Genomic DNA, 19,732 nt, shown 5'->3' with positions numbered 1-19,732 from the left:
CCCGCGTCCGCCCCCGCGTGTGCCCCCGCCGCCGCGCTAGAGCCCAGTCCAACCCTGCAGCCCTTGCCCCGCGCCGAGGCCGCCCGGCAGCTGCCCATCGTGCTGCAGGCCCAGAAAATCACCAGCCAGCCCGATCTGCAAACCGTGGCCGAAGGCCAGGTCGAATTCCGCCGTGCGGGCCTGGTGATACGCGCCGAGCGCATCACCTACGACAGCCCGCAGGACCTGGCCCGCGCCACTGGCCAGGTTCGCGTCAGCCGCGCGGGTGCCGTCTACACCGGCCCCGAACTGCAGCTGCAGGTGCAGCGCTTCGAAGGCTTCTTCCTGCAGCCCGAATTCGAATTCCGCCAACTCGGCGCCGGGGGCCGCGCCGAGCGCATCGACTTCCTCGACAGCGCCCGCTCGCGCGCCACGCGGGCCGAATACACCAGTTGCCCGCGCGACGGCCCCGCAGAGCCGGCCTGGGTGTTGCGCACCGACAGCGTGCGGCTCGATTTCGATATCAACGAAGGCGTGGCCGAAGGCGCGGTGCTGCGCTTTCTGGGCACGCCCATCCTGGCCTTGCCAACCTTGAGCTTCCCGCTTTCGGACGCACGCAAATCGGGCTGGCTGCCGCCGACATTCAGCACCGACAACCGCAGCGGCATCGAGCTCTCGATGCCCTACTACTGGGACATCGCCCCGAACCGGGACGCCACACTCACGCCGCGCGTCATCACGCGGCGCGGTCTGGGCCTGAACAGCGAGTTCCGCTACCTGAGCCGCACCATGGAAGGCGCGGTGCAACACGAGTGGCTGCCCAATGACCGCCTGGCCGGCCGCTCGCGCGAGGCGTTGATGTGGGCGCACGAAGGCAAGCTCGCGGGCGACATCCGTTACTCCGCCAAGGTCGTGCGCGTGTCCGACGACGACTGGTGGAAGGACTTCCCGGATGTCGGCCGCAGCCTGACGGCGCGGCTCTTGCCGCTGCGCCTCGGGATGGAGCGCCCCTTCGGGTGGGCCGGCGGCGAGGGTCTGATCTACGCTCGCACGCTGCGCTGGCAGGTGCTGCAGGGTTCGGACTCGGCGGTCGTCTCGCCCTACGAGCGCAGCCCGCAGGTGGGCGTGCGCCTGGGCGGCCAGGCCGCCGGCTGGCAGTACACGCTGGAGAGCGAATACAACCACTTCACCTTGCCTTCGGGCGAGGCCGCGCGCGCGGGCCGCCTCGATGGTGAGCGCTGGCATGCCCTGGGCAGCCTGAGCTACCCGTGGCGCGAACCCGGCTGGTGGCTGGTGCCGCGCCTGAGCGTCAACGCCGCCAGCTACAGCGCGGCGGGCCGGTTGTTCGACCCGACCGGGCGCGCCAGCCGGGTGATCCCGACGGCCAGCCTGGATCTGGGCTTCGAGTTCGAGCGCCGCACGCAGGCCTTCGGCCGCGCGCTGCACCAGACGCTGGAGCCGCGGCTGCTGTATGTGCACACACCCTACCGCGCGCAGAGCCAATTGCCCAACTACGACGCCGCCGCCAAGGACTTCAACTTCGTCTCCATCTACACCGACAACCCGTTCTCCGGCATCGACCGCGTCGCGGACGCGCACCAACTCACCGCCGGATTCACCACCCGCTACGTCGATGCCTCCAGTGGCGCCGAAGCGCTGCGCCTGGGCCTGGTGCAGCGCTATCTGTTCAGTTCCCAGCGCGTCACCGCGCAGGCCGACGGCACCCCCGACGGAGAACCGCTGACGCAGCGCTTCTCCGACGCGCTGCTGTTGGCTTCGACCAGCCTGCTGCCGCGCTGGACGCTGGACGCCGCGATGCAGTACAGCACCGACCTGCAGCGCTCGGTGCGCTCGGTCGTCGGCGCGCGCTATTCGCCCGGCCCCATGCGCACCGTCAGCACCACCTACCGCCTGACGCGCGGGCTGACCGAACAGCTCGAGGTCGGCTGGCAGTGGCCCTTGTTTGGCGGTGCCGTGCCGGCACAGGGCGGCGAGCGTGCCGCTGCGGGGGCGGTCGCCGCCGGTGCCGGCAATTGCAGCCGCCGCACCTGGTATTCGGTGGGCCGCGTGAACTACAGCCTGAAGGACGCGCGCGTCACCGATTCGGTGCTCGGGCTGGAGTACGACGCGGGCTGCTGGATCGGGCGCTTCGTGGCCGAGCGGCTGTCCACCGGGCTGAGCGAGGCCACCACGAAGTTCATGTTCCAGCTCGAGCTCGTGGGCCTGTCGCGCATCGGGTCCAACCCGTTGCAGGTCTTGAAGGACAATATCCCCGGTTACCGCCTGCTGCGCGAAGAGCGCCGCAGCGCGTCGCCCTCCGACGACCGGCCCAGCGCTGCCTTCTATGACTGAACCCCAATCCCGTTGGCTGAAAGCCGCGCGAGCCACCCTGGCGGCAGCGCTGGCGACCGCCGCGCTCTCGGCCACCGCCCAGGCCCGCAATGACCTCCGCCCGGGTGACTACATCGCCGTCATCGTCAACCAGGAACTCGTCACGGCCGGCGAGGTGGAACGCCGGCTGGAGCGGGTGCTGGCCGACGCCGGGCGCGGCGCAAAGCTGCCGCCGCAAGCCGAGTTGCGCAAGCTGGCGCTGGACGCGCTGATCGACGAGCGAGTGATGATCACCACGGCGCGCGAAAGCGGCATGCGCGTGGACGAACCCGAGATCGACCGCGCCGTGCAGAGCATCGCGGCGCAGAACCAGATCACGCTGGACGCGCTGCGCGAGAGGCTGCGCACCGAAGGCACCGACTACGGGCGTTTTCGCTCCAACGTGCGCGACCAGATCATGATCGAGCGGCTGCGCGAGCGCGAGGTCTACGGGCGCATCAAGATCAGTGACGAGGACATCGACCGGCTGATCGAGCAACAGCAGTCAACGGCCAACGCCCAAGCCGAGACCAACCTCGCGCAAATCCTCGTCACCGTGGCCGAGGATGCCGATGCGGCCACCGTGGCGGCCCGTCGCGCCCTCATCGACGCGGCGCTGGCACGGGTGCTCAAGGGCGAGCCGTTCGAGACGGTGGCGCGCGAGGTTTCCGAAGACGGCAACCGCCAGGCCGGCGGCGTGATCGGCCTGCGGCCGGCCGCGAGGCTGCCCGATGTCTTCGTCGAGGCCACCAAGGCGCTCAAGCCGGGCGAGGTCACCGCGCAGCCGCTGCGCACGGGCGCGGGTTTCCACATCCTCAAGCTCGTCGAGCGCAAGCAGGCCGGGGCGGGCCACATCAAGCAGACGCGCGCACGCCACGTGCTGCTGCGCACCTCGCCGCAGCTCAGCGCCGAAGTCGCCGCAAGACGGCTGGCCGAGTACCGCAAGTTGATCGAAACCGGCACGCGCAGCTTCGAGGACATCGCGCGCCAGTACAGCGAAGACGGCTCGGCCGCGGCGGGCGGCGACCTCGGCTGGTCTTCCCCCGGCGTCATGGTCCCGGAGTTCGAAAACGCCATGAACGAAGTGGCGGTCGGCGGCCTGTCGGCGCCCGTGGTCTCGCGCTTCGGCGTGCACCTGATCCAGGTGCTCGAGCGCCGCGACGTGGCGCTGGACACCAAGCAGTTGCGCGAACAGGCGCGCAACGTGCTGCGCGAGCAACGCTTCGAGCAGGCGTATCTCGACTGGACCAAGGAGCTGCGCTCGCGCGCCTACCTCGAGTACCGCGAGCCGCCCCAGTGAGGGCACCTCCCGTGGGCCCGGCGCAAGGCGCGACATGGGCGCGCACCTCGAAGTGAAGCACATTGCCCGCAAGCGCTTCGGCCAGCACTTCCTGGCCGACCACGGTGTCATCGACCGCATCGTGGCGGCGATCGACCCGCGCCCTGGCGACGCCCTGGTCGAGATCGGCCCCGGCCTGGGCGCCCTGACCGGCCCGCTGCTCGCGCGGTGCAAGGCGCTCACGGTGATCGAGCTCGATCGCGACCTCGCCGCACGGCTGCGCCGCCAGGAGGGGCTGACGGTGATCGAGGCCGACGTGCTGAAGGTGGACTTCAACGCGCTGGCCGCCATCGCCGGGCGCAAGCTGCGGGTGGTGGGCAACCTGCCCTACAACATCTCCACGCCGATCCTGTTTCATCTGCTGGATGCGTCGGCCAGCGTGGTCGACCAGCACTTCATGCTGCAAAAGGAAGTCGTCGACCGCATGGCCGCCGCACCCGGCAGCAAGGACTACGGCCGCCTGAGCGTGATGCTGCAGTGGCGTTACCGCATCGAGAGCGTGCTCGACGTCCCGCCCGAGGCCTTCGAGCCGCCGCCGCGCGTCAATTCAGCCGTGGTGCGCATGGCGCCCTTGCCCCTGGACGAGAGCATCGACGCCGAACGCCTGCGCGCCCTGGTGACCACGGCCTTTTCGCAACGCCGCAAGCTGCTACGCCACACGCTGGGCCGCTGGCTGGAGCAGCAGGGCCAGGGCGCGGCCTTCGACCTGCAACGCCGCGCCGAGGAAGTGCCGGTGGCCGAATACCTGGCACTGGCCCGCGCACGCCCATGAAGAAGGGCTCCGTGAGGAGCCCTTCTTCGTCGTTCTACCAAGCGCTTGCGCGGAACCGGCTTTGCCGGGCCGCTGCAAGAGCCCCCTCGGGGGGCAGCGACCGGAGGGAGCGTGGGGGCTCGTTACGCCGCGCTCAGCCAGGCGGCTGTGTCGAAGGCGCTGCTCATCAGCGGCATATTCATCCCGAAGTTCGGGTTGATGCCGTTCTTGGGCACCACCTTCACCGCTGGCTTGGCTGCGTTCGTCGTCTGGGCCGTTTCCGTAGCCCGCTCCCATGACCCGTTATCTTGGGAGCGGGCTACTGAAAAGAATAGAAACACCTGAACGGTATTCGTCGCTCGCCCCAGTATTCGGCGGCATCGCGGAAGACCTCGAGCAACTGCTCGCGGGCCTCGCGGTCGAAGCGCGGGTTGTCGGGCAACTGCTCGAGCACGACGACGAAGCCCGGCTGCTGGCCCGCCTTGTGCACGAGGTCGGTCATGCAGTCGTACAGCGCGTCGAGGTTCTTGCCGAAGTGCGCCGGGAAGAGAAAGGCCGCGGCGATGCCGTCGAGCACGTCCTGCTTGGTCTGCGCCGAAGACAGATTGGCGTAGAGGAAGTGCTGGCCGGACGACTCGGCCGCCTTCATCAGGTCTTCGACGCGGTAGGCACGGATGGCTTGAACGAGATTGGGTCGGATGGTCTGCAACTCCATGGTCGCGATCCTCCTGGCAGGGCGAAAGGTTTCGATGGTTTGGTGTCCGGCGTTCATGGGGCGATGCGGCGAAAGCTCGCGTAGTGGTCGTCGGTGTAGAAACAGGCTTCGGGTTGCGTGGGCGGGTGGCCACCGCAGACGATCCGGCGGGCCCCCCGGTCGTACGAACCGGGCGTCTTGACGGTGTATTCCCTGTAATACCCCCTGGCCTTGGAGGGCAGCAGACGCTCGCGGTTCCCGAATACCGTGCCATCTTTCGGGTACGGGAACGGGCCGCCGCTGAGAATCAGCCGATGCGCCTCCAGAGCCTGCGGCGGCAAGGTGGCCAAGGCCACCGCTGCCGGGGTTTCAGCGGTCCGCGCCTGGGCCGTGGAAAGCAGCGCCGCGCCGGCCACCAAGCCAGAGGCCGCCACCAGGGCCACCCCCCACTTGCACAAGGCCTGCCTCAGCACGCCGCTCGACGAGGCCAGACCGGTCCGAAACACGGGTTAACCCTGAAAAAGCAAAGCGCAATGCTACCGTAAGCCCCTCAAAAACTCAAGGCACTGCCTAAAAATGGGGCAACGGTCGAGTCTTGCGTGCGTGCACTCACATTCTCCATTTTCATTGAAGGCCAACGTCCTCTCGGAGTTTGTCCCCCCGGCTGGCAAATTTCAGGCGGCACGGCCTGAGATGTGTCCGGCCTCGGCATCGGCGACGGTCAAGGCGGTCATATTGACGATCCGCCGCACGGTGGCCGAAGGCGTCAGGATATGCACGGGCTTGGCCGCGCCCAGCAGCACCGGCCCGATGGCGATGCCTCCGCCAGCGGCCGTCTTGAGCAGGTTGTAGGCGATATTGGCGGCGTCGATATTGGGCAGCACCAGCAGGTTGGCCTCGCCCTGCAGGGTGCTGCGCGGCATCAGCTTGTGCCGCTCGGCAGGGTCCAGCGCCACATCGCCGTGCATCTCGCCATCCACCTCGAGCCAGGGTGCCCGCTCGCGCAGCAGCATCAACGTGCGGCGCATCTTCACGGCGCTGGGCTGGTCGCTCGTGCCGAAGTTGGAATGCGACAGCAGCGCTGCCTTGGGCGTGATGCCGAAGCGCATCATCTCGCGGGCCGCCAGCACGGTGATCTCGCACAACTCCTCGGCGCTGGGGTCGGCGTTGACGTGCGTGTCGACCAGGAAGAGCTGTCGTTCGGGCAGCATCAGCACGTTCATGCAGGCGTAGACGGGCACGTTCTGCAGCGCCCTGGCGCCGCCGCCCTGGGGATGGCCGATGACCTGGTCGATGTACTGCAGGTGCTGCACCGGCGTGCCCCAGGTGCCGCACAGCATGCCGTCGACCTCGCCCTTGTGCAGCAGCATCGCCCCGATCAGCGTGAGGCGGCGCCGCATCTCGATCTTGGCCACCTGCATGGTGATGCCCTTGCGCTCGGTCATGCGGTGGTAGGTCTGCCAGAAGTCGCGGTAGCGCGGGTCGCGCTCGACATCGACCACGTCGTAGTCCAGCCCCTGGCTCAGGCGCAGGCCGAATTTTTCGACGCGCGCGGCGATGACCGCCGGGCGGCCGATCAGCGTGGGCCGCGCCAGGCCTTCGTCGACCACCACCTGCACGGCACGCAAGACGCGTTCTTCTTCGCCCTCGGCGTAGGCCACGCGCTTGTGCAGCGCGCCCTTGGCGAGCTGGAAGATGGGCCTCATCGTCGTGCCCGAGGCGTAGACGAAGCTCTTCAGCTTCTCCCGGTAGGCCTCCATATCGGCAATCGGGCGCTGTGCGACACCGCTCTCCTGAGCCGCCTGCGCCACGGCCGGCGCGATCTTCATCATCAGCCGGTGGTCGAAGGGCTTGGGGATCAGGTACTCGGGCCCGAAGGACAGCGTCGAGCCGGCATAGGCCGCGGCCACCACCTCACTCTGCTCGGCCTGCGCCAGCTCGGCGATCGCATGCACGGCCGCGATCTCCATCGCCCCCGTCACCGTGCTGGCGCCGCAGTCCAGCGCGCCGCGGAAGATATACGGGAAGCACAGGACGTTGTTGACCTGGTTGGGGTAGTCGGTGCGCCCGGTGGCGATGATGGCGTCGCTGCGCACCGCCTGCACCTGCTCGGGCAGGATCTCCGGCGTGGGGTTGGCCAGCGCGAAGATCACCGGTGCGCCGGCCATCGTGGCCACCATCTCGGGCTTGAGCACTCCGCCCGCCGACAGGCCCAGGAAGACGTCAGCGCCGACCAACACCTCGGCCAGCTTGCGCATCGGCGTGGGCTGCGCGAAGACCGCCTTGTCATCGTCCATCAACTCGGTGCGACCGGCATAGACCACGCCGGCCAGGTCGGTGACCCAGATGTTCTCGCGCCGCACGCCCAGCTTGACCAGCAGCCCCAGGCAGGCCAGCGCCGCCGCACCGGCGCCCGAGGTCACGAGCTTGATCTCGCCGATCTTCTTGCCCACCACCTTCAGCGCATTCAGCAGCGCCGCCCCGACGACGATGGCGGTGCCATGCTGGTCGTCGTGGAAGACGGGGATCTTCATGCGCTCGCGCAGCTTGCGCTCGACATAGAAGCAGTCCGGCGCCTTGATGTCCTCGAGGTTGATGCCGCCGAAGGTGGGTTCGAGCGCCGCGATGATGTCGCACAGCTTGTCGAGGTTGCGCTCTGCGAGTTCGAGGTCGAAGACGTCGATGCCGGCGAACTTCTTGAAGAGCACGGCCTTGCCCTCCATCACCGGCTTGGCGGCCAGGGGCCCGATGTCGCCCAGGCCGAGCACGGCGGTGCCGTTGGTGACCACCGCCACCAGGTTGCCGCGCGCGGTGTAGCGAAAGGCATTGGCGGGGTCGGCCACGATGGCCTCGCAAGCCGCCGCCACGCCGGGGCTGTAGGCCAGCGCCAGGTCGTGCTGGTTGATCATCTGCTTGGTCGCCACCACGGCCAGCTTGCCCGGCGTCGGGAACTCGTGGTACTCCAGCGCCGCCTGCTTGAGTTCGGCGGATTTTTCTTCTGCGGTGGACATCGCTGAGTGCTCCCGTGGCGCATGCGCGGGCCCGGACGGGCCACACGCAGGCCGCGTCGACGATTGTAGGAGGGCCACCCGCGGCGCCAGCGTGCCGGGCGCCCATGCGCGAAACTGCGTACGGCAGCCCAGGCCGTCGCGCCCAATACTGCGCCCAGCCGCCCATGCATCCCGACCCCGTGCCCCCGGTCCCCCCTGTGCCCCGTCAGCGCCGGTTGCGGCGAGCGCTGCTGTGGGGCGCGCTGCTGGTGCTGCTGCTGGTGGCACAGACGCTGCTGGTGGCGCTGACCATCAGCTACGAGTCGAACCGGGCGCAGGAAGAGACCGAGGCCGTGGCCGGCGAAGTCACGGCGCAGATCCGCCATGACCTCACGGGATTGATGCAGACCCTGCAGGCGCTGGCCTGGGCCAACCCGCCGCAGCCCGGCTGGCGCCCAGGGGCCCAAGCGCTGCTGCGCACGAAGCACGAACTCAAGCGCGTGGAGTGGCGCGACCCTTCGATGGCCGTGATCGATGCCGTGGACACGCCCTTGCCGCCGACCCTGTTCAGCCAGATGCCGCGCCACGAGCTCGGCCTGGACACCGAGCTCGCCTGTGCCGCGGCGCGTCGCGCCATGGCGCCCACGTTTTCGCGCAGCTTTTTCGTGCCGCTGCCCGGCGGCCAGGGCCTGGAGGTGGTGGACCTGTGTGTGCCGGTGAGCCAGGCCGGACGCGAGAGCGGCTTTCTGGTCGGCAGCTTCGCGCTGGCGCAGGTCCTCCAAGCGTCGCTGCCGACCCGCGAATCGCGCCGGCACGAGTTCTCCTTCGTCGAGGGCGATGGCACGCGCCTGGCGCGCGCCGGCACGCCGCGTGGCGCAGGCGTCTACGTGGCCGAGCGCGTGGTCGACCTGCCCGGCGCGCCGCTGCTCTTGCGCGCCGACGCAGCGGCTGGCCGGCCCAGCCTGATCCCCAACCTGGCCACCGCACTGGTGATCGGCATGTCGATCGCCCTGTTCGGCGTGGTGCTGCTGCTGGCGCGCGACGTGCGCCGCCGTGCCCAGGCCGAGCGCGCACTGGCCGAGGCCCTGGCCTTCCGCAGCGCGATGGAGGACTCGCTTTCCACCGGCCTGCGCGCGCGCGACCTCGCCGGGGCCATCACCTACGTCAACCCGGCGTTCTGCGCCATGGTGGGCTTCACGCGCGAGGAGCTGCGTGCCCAGCAGCCGCCCTACTGGCCCCCCGAGCACACGCCGGAATACCAGCGCCGGCAGCGGCTTCGGCAGCAGGGCGCGGAAGCCGCGCACGAAGGCTTCGAAACCGAGTTCATGCGCAAGAACGGCGAGCGCTTCCCGGTGATGATCTACGAGGCGCCGTTGGTCGACAGCCAGGGCCGACACACCGGCTGGATGAGCGCGGTGCTCGACCTCAGCGCGCAGCGCCGCGTGGAAGAGATCTCGCGCCAGCAGCAGGACCGCCTGCAGGCCACGGCGCGCCTGGCCACGGTGGGCGAGATGGCTTCGCTGCTCAGCCACGAGCTCAACCAGCCGCTGTCGGCCATCGCCAGCTATGCCAGCGGCTCGCTGAACCTGCTGGCCGCGCCCGAGGGCGCCACGCCGGGCGAACTGCGCCAGGCGCTGCAACGCATCAACGAGCAGGCCGAGCGCGCCGGCCGCGTCATCAAGAGCGTGCACGATTTCGTGCGCCGTCGCGAGCGCCTGCACGAGACGCTCGGCGTGAATGTGCTCTTCGACGAGGTGCTGCCGCTGGTCCGCATGCAGGCGCGCAAGAGCGGCACGCGCATCGAGCTGGACGTGCCCACCGCCGGCACGCCGGTGCCCAGACCGCCGCGCGTGCGCTGCGACCGCACCATGGTCGAGCAGGTGCTGCTCAACCTGGCCCGCAACGCCGTCCAGGCCATGGAGACGGTCACCGAGCCGGCCGAGCGGGTGCTCACGCTGCGGGCCCGGCAGACCCACCCGCGCTGGGTGACGATCAGCGTCATCGACGCCGGCCCCGGCATCGCGCCCGATGTGGCCGCGCGCCTGTTCACGCCCTTCTTCACCACCAAGCCCGAAGGCATGGGGCTGGGCCTGAGCCTGTGCCGCACGGTGATCGAACAGCATGGCGGTGCGCTGGACTTCGGTCCCGGGCCGCTGGGCCGCGGGGCCGAGTTCCGCTTCACGCTGCCCTCCCCCGGCGCCCCCGATGCGGGCGCGGCCGAAGCCGGCGACGCGGCCCTGGCCGCGGCCCGTTGAACCCCGCGCCGCCCGCCGGCCCGCATACTTGCGGCTGGGCCGCAGGCCGCAACCCCCCTTTGCAAGCTCATGTCACTCGACCCCTCGCTGGGCATTCCGGTCGTCTACCTGGTGGACGATGAAGATGTCGTGCGCGACGCACTGGCCTGGCTGCTGCGCTCGCGCCGCCTGCTCTCCGAAGGATTCGCCAGCGCCGATGCCTTCGAAGCCTGGCTCGCCGAGCGAATGGCCCCCCACCGGTCGAGCTGGCCGCAGGCACCGGCGTGCCTGGTGCTCGACGTGCGCATGCCCAGCACCAGCGGCCTGGTGCTGTTCGAGCGCCTGGCCGAGCGCGGGCTGCTGCCTGTGCTGCCGGTGATCTTCCTCACCGGCCAGGGTGATGTGCCGACGGCCGTGGCCGCGGTCAAACGCGGCGCCTTCGATTTCGTCGAGAAGCCCTTCTCCAACAACGCCCTGGTCGACCGCATCGAGCTGGCGCTGCAGGCCAGCGCCCAGGCGCTGCCCCAGCAGCGTGCACACCAGGCCGTGACCCATGCGTTGGCCGATCTCACGGAGCGCGAGCGCGAGGTCATGCGACTGGTGATCGACGGCCGCCCGAACAAGACCATCGCCGACGAGTTGCAGATCAGCGTGCGCACGGTCGAAGTGCACCGCGCCCGCGTATTCGAGAAGATGAAGGTGAAGTCCGCGGTGGAGCTGGCCAACCTGTTGCGCGAACCGGGGCATGCGTCATGAGCGCCGCACGGCCGCTCCGAAGGCGCTCGCTCCCCGAGGGCCACGAAGAGGCCCCTGGCGGGGCCTGGGGGACGGCGCGCAGCGCCAAGGGGGCCCGATGAGCGGTGAGTTCGAACTCATTGCCCGGTACTTCACTCGGCCGGTGCGGCGCGCCGCGCTGGGCGTGGGCGACGACTGCGCGCTGCTCAAGGTGGCGCCGGGCATGCAGCTGGCGGTGTCCTGCGACATGCTCGTCGAAGGCCGTCACTTCCTCTCCACCGTGCCGCCCGATCGCCTGGGCCACAAGGCGCTGGCGGTAAACCTCAGCGACCTGGCCGCTTGCGGCGCCGAACCGCTGGCCTTCACGCTGGCGCTGGCCTTGCCACGTGCCGACGACCGCTTCCTGGCCCCCCTGGCGCAAGGCCTCTTCGCGCTGGCCGATGCGCACGACATCGAACTGGTGGGCGGCGACACCACGGCCGGGCCGCTGAACCTGTGCATCACCGTCTTCGGCCAGGTGCCGCCCGGCCAGGCCCTGCTGCGCAGCGGCGCAAAACCGGGCGACGATCTCTGGGTCAGCGGCACCCTGGGCGATGCGCGGCTGGCGCTGGAGGTCTTCCGCGGCCGCGTCGCCCTGCCCGGCGGGGAACTCGATGCCGTGCGCCGCGCCATGGAGCTGCCCCAGCCGCGCGTGGCGCTGGGGCGGGCACTGCGCGGCGTGGCCAGCGCCGCCATCGACCTCAGCGACGGCCTGCTGGGCGACCTCGGTCATGTGCTGCAGCGCTCGGGCGTGGGCGCCACGGTCGATGTGGACACCCTGCCGCGCAGCAGCGTGCTTGCCGCGCAGCCGGTGGCGCTGCAACACGAGTGCGTGCTGGGTGGCGGCGACGACTACGAGTTGCTCTTCACCGCCCCGCCCGGCCAGGCCGCCGCGGTTCGCGCCGCGGGCGCCGCGGCCGGTGTAGCGGTCACGCGCTGCGGCACCATCACCGGCGAGCGCGGCCTGCGGGTGCGGGACGGCCAGGGTCGCGCGATCGAAGTCCCCTTCCACAGTTTCGACCACTTCAAGGAATGAGCACGACGGGGGCCAGCGCCAGCTTCATGCTGCGCCACCCGGCGCACTGGCTGGCGCTGGGCTTCGGCAGCGGCCTGTCGCCACGCGCGCCGGGCACCGTGGGCACGCTGTGGGCCTGGCTGGCTTTCATCGTGCTCGACCGCTGGCTGGGCGAGCTGCAGTGGGCAGTGGTCATCGCGGCCTCACTCGCCGCGGGCCTGTGGGCCTGCACGCTGACCGCACGGCACCTCGGCGTGGCCGACCCCGGCGCCATCGTCTGGGACGAAGTCGTGGCGTTCTGGATCATGCTGTGGCTGCTCATGCCCTGCGACTTCTGGATGCAGCTGGCCGCCTTCGTTCTCTTCCGCTATTTCGACGCCGCCAAGCCCGGCCCGGTGGGCTGGGCCGACCGGCTGTTCAAATTGAAGGCGGGCCAGGCCATCGGCTGGCGCCAGGGCCTGGGCATCCTCTTCGACGACCTGGTGGCGGCCGGCTGCGCGCTGCTGCTGCTCGCCTTGTGGATCACGCTGTGGAAGATCTGAAAGCGCTGGCGCCGCTGGTGCGGGATCTCGCGCAGGCCCTGCGCGTGCGCGCCTGGCGCATGGCCACGGCGGAGAGCTGCACCGGCGGCCTCATCGCTGCGGCCTGCACCACGGTGGCGGGCTCCAGCGACTGGTTCGAGCGCGGCTTCGTCACCTACAGCAACGAGGCCAAGACGGCCATGCTGGGCGTGCCGGCCGCGCTGATCGAGTCGCACGGTGCGGTGAGCGAGGCCGTGGCGCGCGCCATGGTGCAGGGCGCGCTGCAGCACGCGCCGGTGCAGCTCGCGGTGGCCGTCACCGGCATCGCCGGGCCGGCGGGGGCCGTGCCGGGCAAGCCGGTGGGCACGGTCTGGCTGGCCTGGGCCACGGCCGAGGCCGTGTGGGCCGAACGCCTGCAGCTGCCCGGCGAGCGCAGCGCCGTGCGCCACGCCGCGGTGCGGGCCGCGCTGCAGCGCCTGCTGCAGGCCGCGCGCGCATGAAGGTGCTGCTGTGCGGCGAGCTCGGCGCCACCGAGTGGCGCACCTGGCAATCGGCGTTGGCGCAAGCGATGCCCGAGGCGGTCTGGCTGGACCTCGCGCAGGCCCGCACGCAGGCCGATGCGGTGCAGGCCGCGGTGGTGGCCAACCCGCCCCCGGGCAGCCTGCAGGGCCTCCCCCATCTCAAGCTGATCCAGAGCCTGTGGGCCGGCGTGGACCGGCTGCTGGCCGACGCCACGCTGCCCGCGGGCGTGCCCATCGCACGCATGGTGGACCCGGCCATGACCGCCGCGATGGCCGAGACCGCGTTGTGGGCGGTGCTCTCGTTGCACCGCGGCTTCTTCGCCTATGCCCGGCGCCAGCGCGAAGGCCTGTGGCGTGCCCACGCCCAGCGCCGCGCCGACGAGGTGAACGTGCTCGTGCTGGGCCAGGGCGAGATGGGCCGCGCGGCGGCCCAGCGCGTCGCGCAGCAGGGCTACCGCGTGCAGGGCTGGCGGCGTGACGGTGGGGCGCTGGTGCCGCTGCTGGCGCAGGCCGAGATCGTGGTCAACCTCTTGCCGCTCACGCCCCACACGCGGGGTCTTCTCGACGTGCGCTTCTTCGCCGCGTTGCCGGCCCACGCCTCGGTCGTCAACCTCGCCCGTGGCGCCCACGTGGTCGATGCCGACTTGCTGGCGGCGCTGGACAGCGGGCACCTTCGCCACGCCGTGCTCGACGTCTTCCACACCGAGCCGCTGCCCGCCACGCACGCGTTCTGGCAGCACCTTCGCGTCACGCTGCTGCCCCACGCCGCGGCACTGACCGACCCGCGCAGCGCGGCCGCCGTGGCGGCGGCCAACCTGCGCGCGGCGCGCGACGGCGGCGCGCTGGCGCACTTGGTGCAAGCGCCACGCGGCTATTGAAGGGCCAGCCGGCGCGGCGCAGGCGGCGCGCCGGCCACCGGCTGCAGCTCGATGGCCATCAGCATCAAGCGGCGCAGCGCGGCCCAGGGTTCGTGCGGCCACTCCGGGTGCTTCAGACCCTTGACGATGCCGTCGCACAGGCTGGCCGCTTCCAGCAGATGCGCCATCTGGGGGTCGTCCAGGGTCGGCAGCAGGCGTTCGAAGAGCCGCTCCTTGAGGCCCCAGACGCGCGCCTCCTTCAGCGCCAGCGGCAGCGGCTTGCCCTCGTCCAGCGCCGCGCGGCCGCGCGCAAGCGCACGCATGTCCTCGGCCAGCGTCCAGTGCACGAGCACCGGTGCCACGCCTTCGGCGCGCAGGCCGTCGAGCATGCGCAGCGCACGCGCCAGCTGGCCGCTCCACACCGCCTCGGCGAGCTTGGGTGTGTCATAGCGCGCGACGTTCAGCACGGCGGCCTCCACCTGCTCGAAGCTCAGTTCGCCGCTCGGGTGCAGCAGCGCGAGCTTCTGCATTTCCTGGTGTGCGGCGAGCAGGTTGCCCTCGATGCGGTCGGCAAAGAACGCCAGCGTGCGCTGCCCTTCGTCGCCGGGCTGCACGCGCTGGCCCTGGCGCGCCAGCCGCTGCGCCAGCCAGGCCGGCAGCACCTTGCGCTCCAGCGTCTCGACGCGCAGCGTCAGGCCGGCGGCGTCCAGCGCCGCAAACCACGCGGCCTTGCTTTGCTGGAAGTCCAGCCGCGGCAGCTGCACCAGCGTGAGCACGTCCTCGGAGAGTTGCCCGCAGTAGCGCTGCAGCGCCTCGGAGCCCTCCTTGCCGGGCTTGCCCGTGGGGATGCGGATCTCGATGAGCTGGCGTTCGGCAAACAGGCTCATGGCCTGCGCCGCCCCGAGCACGGCGCTCCAGTCGAAGTGCGCGCCGCTGACGGTGAATACCTTGCGTTCACCGTAGCCCGCAGCCCGCGCCGCGGCGCGGATGGCATCGGCCGCCTCCTGCGCCAGCAGCGGCTCGTCGCCGTGAATGGTGTAGAGCGGCTTGAGCCCGCGGCCGAGATGGGCGTCGAGCTGGTCGGGGCGGATCTGCATCTAGACCCCCACCGCAGCCAGCCGACGCAGCACCTGCGACACCAGGTCGGCCTGCATCTCGCGGAACAGCTCGGCCTCTTCGTATTCCTTGGCCAGGGCAAAGGTCTCGCTGTAGCTGAGGTCGCGCGAGAGCAGCAACTCGACGCGCGGGATCAGCTCGCGACCCCCCGGCGTGTGGGCGCGGAAGTGGAACTTCAGCCGCAGCTGCATTTCGCGCACTTGCGCCGCCGAGGTCGAGGCCACGACGCTGCGCTCGCGCACATCGAGCAGCGAGCGCAGCACGACCTCGGCCTTGGCCGGCGTGTCCAGCACGCGCACCTGCTGCGTGAGATGGCGGCGCAACTCCTCGGCCAGTGGCGAGCGCGGCGCAAAGCCTTCGAGCGCGATGCTGCCGAAGGACAGGCGCGGCGGCCGGCGCAGCTCGAACCCGCAGCCGCCGATGGCCAGGGTGGCCAGGGTGGCCAGCGCAGCCAGGCAGGCACGGCGCGGCGGCGGCGTCAGGGGCCGCGCCAGGCCGGCCAGGTCGGCCGCTGCGGCGGGTGCGTCAGACGACGACATTGACCAGCCGGCCCGGCACCACCACCACCTTCTTTGCCGGCCGGCCTTCGGCGAAGCGGATGAACTCGGGGCTGGCCAGCGCCGCGGCCTCGATGGCGCTGCGCTCGGCCGCAGCCGGCACGCGAATGCTGCCGCGCATCTTGCCGCCGACTTGCAGCACGAGCTCGATCTCGTCGCGCAGCAATGCGGCCTCGTCGACCTGCGGCCAGGGTGCGTCGATGATCTCGCCCAGCGCGCTGCGCAAGCCCAGCGAGCGCCACAGCGCATGCGTGATGTGCGGCGCCGCCGGGTAGAGCGAGCGCAACAGGAGGCCCAGCGCCTCGCGCAGCACGGCGGTGTCGGCCGGGGTGTCGGCGAGCTTCGCGTCTTCCACCGCGTTGAGCATCTTCATCGCCCCCGAGACCACGGTGTTGTATTGCAGCCGGTCGTAGTCGTGGCTCACCTGGCGCAGCAGCAGGTGCATCTCGCGGCGCAGGGTGGCCGCGGCGGCACTCGCCCCATGGAACGAAGCGACTCCGAGGACTGGGCCGTGAAGCGCCGCCAGGCGCGGCGCCAGCTTCACGCCCGTGGCCCAGAGCCGGCGCAGGAAGCGGAAGCTGCCCTCGGCGCCGGAATCCGACCAGGCGGCGCTCTGGTCGGGCGGGCCGGCAAACATGGTGAACACGCGCGCGGTATCGGCGCCGAACCTGGCGATGATGTCCTTGGGCTCGACGACGTTGTTCTTGCTCTTGGACATCTTCTCGATGCCCCCCAGCATCACCGGCTGGCCGTCAGCCCTGGCCGTGGCACCGCTGGGGTGGCCGCGGTCGTCGTACTGGACCTCGACCTCGCTGGGGTAGTACCAGTGGCGCTTTCCGGATTCGTCCTCGCGGTAGAAGGATTCGTTGAGCAGCATGCCCTGCGTGAACAGCTTGCGGAAGGGCTCGCTGAAACTCACCAGGCCGCTCATCCGGCCGTCCGGGCCGGCCACCTGGATATCGCGCATGGCCTTGGTCCAGAAACGCGCGTAGAGCAGGTGCAGCACGGCGTGCTCGATGCCGCCGATGTACTGGTCCATCGGCATCCAGGCTTCAACGCGTGCATCCACCATCGCGCCGTCGCTGTCCGGGCAGCAGTAGCGCATGTAGTACCAGGCCGAGTCGACGAAAGTGTCCATGGTGTCGGTTTCGCGCCGCGCCGGCCGGCCGCATTTCGGGCAGGCGACGTTGACGAAGGCCGCGCACTTGTTCAGCGGGTTGCCGCTGCCGTCGGGCACCAGGTCTTCGGGCAAGATCACCGGCAGGTCGGCTTCGGGCACCGGCACGTCACCGCAGGCATCGCAATGAATGATGGGAATCGGCGTGCCCCAGTAGCGCTGGCGGCTGATGCCCCAGTCGCGCAGCCGCCAGGTGGTCTTCTTCTCGCCCAGGCCGCGAGCGGCCAGCGCCGCGGCGATCGCGTCCACCGCCGCCTTGTGGTGCAGGCCGCTGTAGTTGCCCGAGTTGACGGTGATGCCCCGGCCCTTGTCGGCGTACCAGTCCTGCCAGCGCTCGTAGCTGAAGTGCTCGCCGTCGATGTGGATGACCTGCAGCATCTCGATGCCGTACTTGCGCGCGAAGGCGAAGTCGCGTTCGTCGTGCGCGGGCACCCCCATCACGGCGCCGTCGCCGTAGCCCATGAGCACATAGTTGCCGACCCACAGCGGCACCGGCTGGCCGGTGAGCGGGTGCGTCACCTTCAGGCCCAGCGGGCGGCCGGCCTTCTCGCGCAGGGCCAGTTCGGCTTCGGTGGTGCCGCCCCTCATGCACTCTTCGACGAAGGCGGCGATCTGCGGGTCGCGGCGCGCCGCCAGCGCGGCCAGCGGGTGCTCGGGCGCCACGGCGCAGAAGGTCACGCCCTGGAGGGTATCGACCCGCGTCGTGAAGACGTGCATGCGCCCGCCCTGCACCAGCGCGCCGGTCTCGTCGCGGATCTCGTGCGGGAAGGCGAAACGCACGCCCTCGCTCTTGCCGATCCAGTGCTCCTGCATCAGGCGCACGCGCTCGGGCCAGCCTTCGAGGAAATGCGGGTGGGTGCTGTCGTTGACGCCGCCGAGCAGTTCGTCGGCGTACTTCGTGATGGCCAGGTAGTAGCCCGGGATCTCGCGTTTCTCGACGAGGGCGCCGCTGCGCCAGCCGCGGCCGTCCTCGACCTGCTCGTTGGCCAGCACGGTCTGGTCCACCGGGTCCCAGTTGACGATCTGGGTCTTCTTGTAGGCGATGCCCGCCTCGAGCATCTTCAGGAAGAACCACTGGTTCCACTTGTAGTACGCGGGGTCGCAGGTGGCGAGCTCGCGCGCCCAGTCGAAGGCCAGGCCCAGCGGCTGCATCTGGCTCTTCATGTCGGCGATATTGGCGCGCGTCCATTGCGCCGGCGGCACGTTGTTGGCGATGGCGGCGTTCTCGGCCGGCAGGCCGAAGGCGTCCCAGCCCATGGGCATGAGCACGTTCATGCCCTTCATGCGCAGGTAGCGCGCCATCATGTCGTTGATGGTGTAGTTGCGCACATGCCCCATGTGCAGCTTGCCACTGGGGTAGGGCAGCATCGAGCAGGCGTAGAACTTGGGGCGGCGCGGATCCTCGATGACGCGGTAGGCGTCGGTGGCGGCCCAATGCGCCTGCGCGGCGGCTTCGATTTCGGCGGGGGCGTACTTCTCGTTCATTGGTCGATTCTAGGAGCGCGGGGCCCGCCAGCCACCCCTCCCACGCCCGGTACCACGCGGGCGGTTCAGCGCCGCGGTATTTCGCCCTCGCCCTCGTCCTCGCCCAGGCGGCGCATGGCGCGGCGGATGAAGTCGAACTGCTCCTCCACGTTGCGGCACGACCGGCACATCATCAGGTGCAGCCGCATGCGCGCCCGGTCGGCGGTGGGCAGGGGGCGGTCCTGCGCCTCGCTGAGCCGGCGTGAGACCTCCTGGCAATCGAACATGAGCTTCATCGCTGGCCCTCGAACCAACCCTGGTTCAGGCAGGCACGCAGCTGCATGCGTGCGCGGTAGAGCATCACGCCGGCGTGGTTGGCCGTGATGCCCAGCTCGGTGCAGACATCCGCCATATCCTGCTCCAGCCATTCACGCATCATGAACAGCCGTGCCAGGCGCGGCGGCAGGCCCTCGATGCAGGCCTGCAGCGCGGCGAAGAACTGGCTTTGCTCCAGGGCCCGCTCGGGCTGCTGCCACGCCGGCTGCGGCTCGCGGTAGTGGCCGTCGGCGACAAAGAGCGCGTCGATGGCGTCGTCCACCGACTCGTCGGCCTGGACTTCGATGGCGATCTCGCGGCCCTGCCGGCGCAGCAGGTCGATGATCTTGAACTTGAGGATGCCGGTGGCATAGGTGCGCAGCGAGCTGCGGCCTTCGAAGGCATCGGGTTTCTCCAGCAGGGCCAGCAAGGTTTCCGAGACCAGGTCCTCGGCCAGGCTGTCGTTGCGCAGCTGCATCTTGGCAAAGCGCAGCAGCGGGGTGCGCAAGGCGGCGAGTTCGGACTCAAACGTCATGGGCCAGGGTCACTCGGTGAGTCGGCGGCGGAGCCCGGAGATTACATGCCGCCGCACGGCTGCGACGGGATCGAGACTTTCGGCCTACGGGCCGGCGGGCGCAGTGTCGGTGACGAAGCCGATGCGTGTGAGCCCCGCCGCCTGGACCCAGCCGATGAGTTCGGCGACGCGGCCATAAGGCACGCGGCGGTCGGCGCGCAGCTGCACCTCGGCCAGCGGATCGCGCCGGGCCGCCTGGCGCACGCGCTCGGTGATCTGCGGGCGTTCGGTGGCGGCGTCCAGCGGCTGGTCGTCAAGGAACAGACGGCCCTGCGCGTCGATGGCCAGCGCGACGAAGGCGGGCGCATCGCTGGCCGCCGCGCCTTCGGCCCTGGGCAGGTCGAGCCTGAGGCTGCTCGTCATCAGCGGCGCGGTGATGATGAAGATCACCAGCAGCACCAGCATCACGTCGATGAGCGGGGTCATGTTGATCTCGCTCATCGGCTGCGCGCCGGGGTTGCGCTCGAGGCGACCGAAAGTCACT

18 protein-coding genes are annotated in these 19,732 nt (G+C 70.3%); 9 read left to right on the top strand and 9 right to left on the bottom strand.

The genetic code is table 11. The annotated features are described in order from the left end of the window. The first annotated feature begins 63 nt into the window (after positions 1-63). Genes Q8K49_RS02905 through rsmA form a run of 3 tightly spaced genes read left to right on the top strand, consistent with a single transcriptional unit; the run spans position 64 to position 4,460 of the window. On the top strand, positions 64-2,331 hold the full coding sequence (locus tag Q8K49_RS02905) for an LPS-assembly protein LptD (RefSeq protein ID WP_305303924.1): 2,268 nt from the start codon (positions 64-66) through the stop codon (positions 2,329-2,331). Beyond that, positions 2,324-3,649, top strand: coding sequence for a peptidylprolyl isomerase (locus Q8K49_RS02900; RefSeq protein WP_305303923.1), 1,326 nt, complete (start codon positions 2,324-2,326; stop codon positions 3,647-3,649). Before Q8K49_RS02905 ends, Q8K49_RS02900 begins: the two co-directional genes overlap by 8 nt. Before the next feature lie 34 nt (positions 3,650-3,683). After that, entirely contained in the window at positions 3,684-4,460 is a 777-nt protein-coding gene (gene rsmA, locus Q8K49_RS02895) for a 16S rRNA (adenine(1518)-N(6)/adenine(1519)-N(6))-dimethyltransferase RsmA (protein WP_305303922.1), read from the top strand. 298 nt (positions 4,461-4,758) lie between these two features. Here rsmA and Q8K49_RS02890 read toward each other — a convergent pair whose 3' ends face one another. From Q8K49_RS02890 to Q8K49_RS02880, 3 genes are all read right to left on the bottom strand, one after another. Continuing rightward, complete coding sequence (locus Q8K49_RS02890; RefSeq protein WP_305303921.1) at positions 4,759-5,154, bottom strand: barstar family protein; 396 nt, start codon at positions 5,152-5,154, stop codon at positions 4,759-4,761. A 53-nt stretch (positions 5,155-5,207) separates the two neighbouring features. Beyond that, positions 5,208-5,639 carry a ribonuclease gene (locus Q8K49_RS02885; RefSeq protein ID WP_305303920.1) on the bottom strand — a complete coding sequence of 144 codons (432 nt, stop codon included), beginning with the start codon at positions 5,637-5,639 and terminating at the stop codon, positions 5,208-5,210. 168 nt (positions 5,640-5,807) lie between these two features. Beyond that, a complete protein-coding gene (locus Q8K49_RS02880; RefSeq protein WP_305303919.1) occupies positions 5,808-8,144 on the bottom strand; it encodes an NADP-dependent malic enzyme in 2,337 nt (778 codons plus the stop codon). Positions 8,145-8,392: 248 nt separating this feature from the next. Here Q8K49_RS02880 and Q8K49_RS02875 point away from each other — a divergent pair, with 248 nt between their 5' ends. The 6 genes from Q8K49_RS02875 (at position 8,393) to Q8K49_RS02850 (ending at position 14,066) form a co-directional block, all read left to right on the top strand. Next, a complete protein-coding gene (locus Q8K49_RS02875; protein WP_305303918.1) occupies positions 8,393-10,378 on the top strand; it encodes an ATP-binding protein in 1,986 nt (661 codons plus the stop codon). A gap of 69 nt (positions 10,379-10,447) precedes the next feature. Further along, complete coding sequence (locus tag Q8K49_RS02870; RefSeq protein WP_305303917.1) at positions 10,448-11,113, top strand: response regulator transcription factor; 666 nt, start codon at positions 10,448-10,450, stop codon at positions 11,111-11,113. Between the two features lie 97 nt (positions 11,114-11,210). Next, complete coding sequence (gene thiL, locus Q8K49_RS02865) at positions 11,211-12,167, top strand: thiamine-phosphate kinase (protein ID WP_305303916.1); 957 nt, start codon at positions 11,211-11,213, stop codon at positions 12,165-12,167. Next, the gene (locus Q8K49_RS02860; protein ID WP_305303915.1) at positions 12,164-12,688 is read left to right on the top strand and encodes a phosphatidylglycerophosphatase A; all 525 of its coding nucleotides are present in this window, start codon (positions 12,164-12,166) and stop codon (positions 12,686-12,688) included. Before thiL ends, Q8K49_RS02860 begins: the two co-directional genes overlap by 4 nt. Next, the gene (locus tag Q8K49_RS02855) at positions 12,676-13,167 is read left to right on the top strand and encodes a CinA family protein (RefSeq protein ID WP_305303914.1); all 492 of its coding nucleotides are present in this window, start codon (positions 12,676-12,678) and stop codon (positions 13,165-13,167) included. The genes Q8K49_RS02860 and Q8K49_RS02855 overlap by 13 nt, the downstream gene beginning before the upstream one ends. Then, positions 13,164-14,066: an NAD(P)-dependent oxidoreductase gene (locus Q8K49_RS02850; RefSeq protein ID WP_305303913.1), complete on the top strand. Its 903-nt coding sequence runs from the start codon at positions 13,164-13,166 to the stop codon at positions 14,064-14,066. The genes Q8K49_RS02855 and Q8K49_RS02850 overlap by 4 nt, the downstream gene beginning before the upstream one ends. Here Q8K49_RS02850 and holA read toward each other — a convergent pair. From holA to Q8K49_RS02820, 6 genes are all read right to left on the bottom strand, one after another. Next, on the bottom strand, positions 14,060-15,142 hold the full coding sequence (holA, locus tag Q8K49_RS02845; RefSeq protein ID WP_305303912.1) for a DNA polymerase III subunit delta: 1,083 nt from the start codon (positions 15,140-15,142) through the stop codon (positions 14,060-14,062). The genes Q8K49_RS02850 and holA overlap by 7 nt on opposite strands. Further along, complete coding sequence (lptE, locus tag Q8K49_RS02840; RefSeq protein WP_305303911.1) at positions 15,143-15,700, bottom strand: LPS assembly lipoprotein LptE; 558 nt, start codon at positions 15,698-15,700, stop codon at positions 15,143-15,145. Beyond that, positions 15,687-18,380: a leucine--tRNA ligase gene (leuS, locus tag Q8K49_RS02835; protein ID WP_305303910.1), complete on the bottom strand. Its 2,694-nt coding sequence runs from the start codon at positions 18,378-18,380 to the stop codon at positions 15,687-15,689. The genes lptE and leuS overlap by 14 nt, the downstream gene beginning before the upstream one ends. A 65-nt stretch (positions 18,381-18,445) precedes the next feature. Next, positions 18,446-18,655, bottom strand: coding sequence for a zf-HC2 domain-containing protein (locus Q8K49_RS02830; protein WP_305303909.1), 210 nt, complete (start codon positions 18,653-18,655; stop codon positions 18,446-18,448). Further along, a complete protein-coding gene (locus tag Q8K49_RS02825; protein ID WP_305303908.1) occupies positions 18,652-19,209 on the bottom strand; it encodes a sigma-70 family RNA polymerase sigma factor in 558 nt (185 codons plus the stop codon). The genes Q8K49_RS02830 and Q8K49_RS02825 overlap by 4 nt, the downstream gene beginning before the upstream one ends. An 84-nt stretch (positions 19,210-19,293) precedes the next feature. Beyond that, complete coding sequence (locus Q8K49_RS02820; RefSeq protein ID WP_305303907.1) at positions 19,294-19,731, bottom strand: biopolymer transporter ExbD; 438 nt, start codon at positions 19,729-19,731, stop codon at positions 19,294-19,296. Between the last annotated feature and the right edge of the window lies 1 nt (position 19,732).

It is taken from the genome of Brevundimonas sp., from assembly GCF_030682035.1.
Lineage (GTDB): Bacteria > Pseudomonadota > Alphaproteobacteria > Caulobacterales > Caulobacteraceae > Brevundimonas.
The sequence above is the reverse complement of the archived record's forward strand: the minus strand, read 5'-3'. Positions and strand labels throughout refer to the sequence as shown.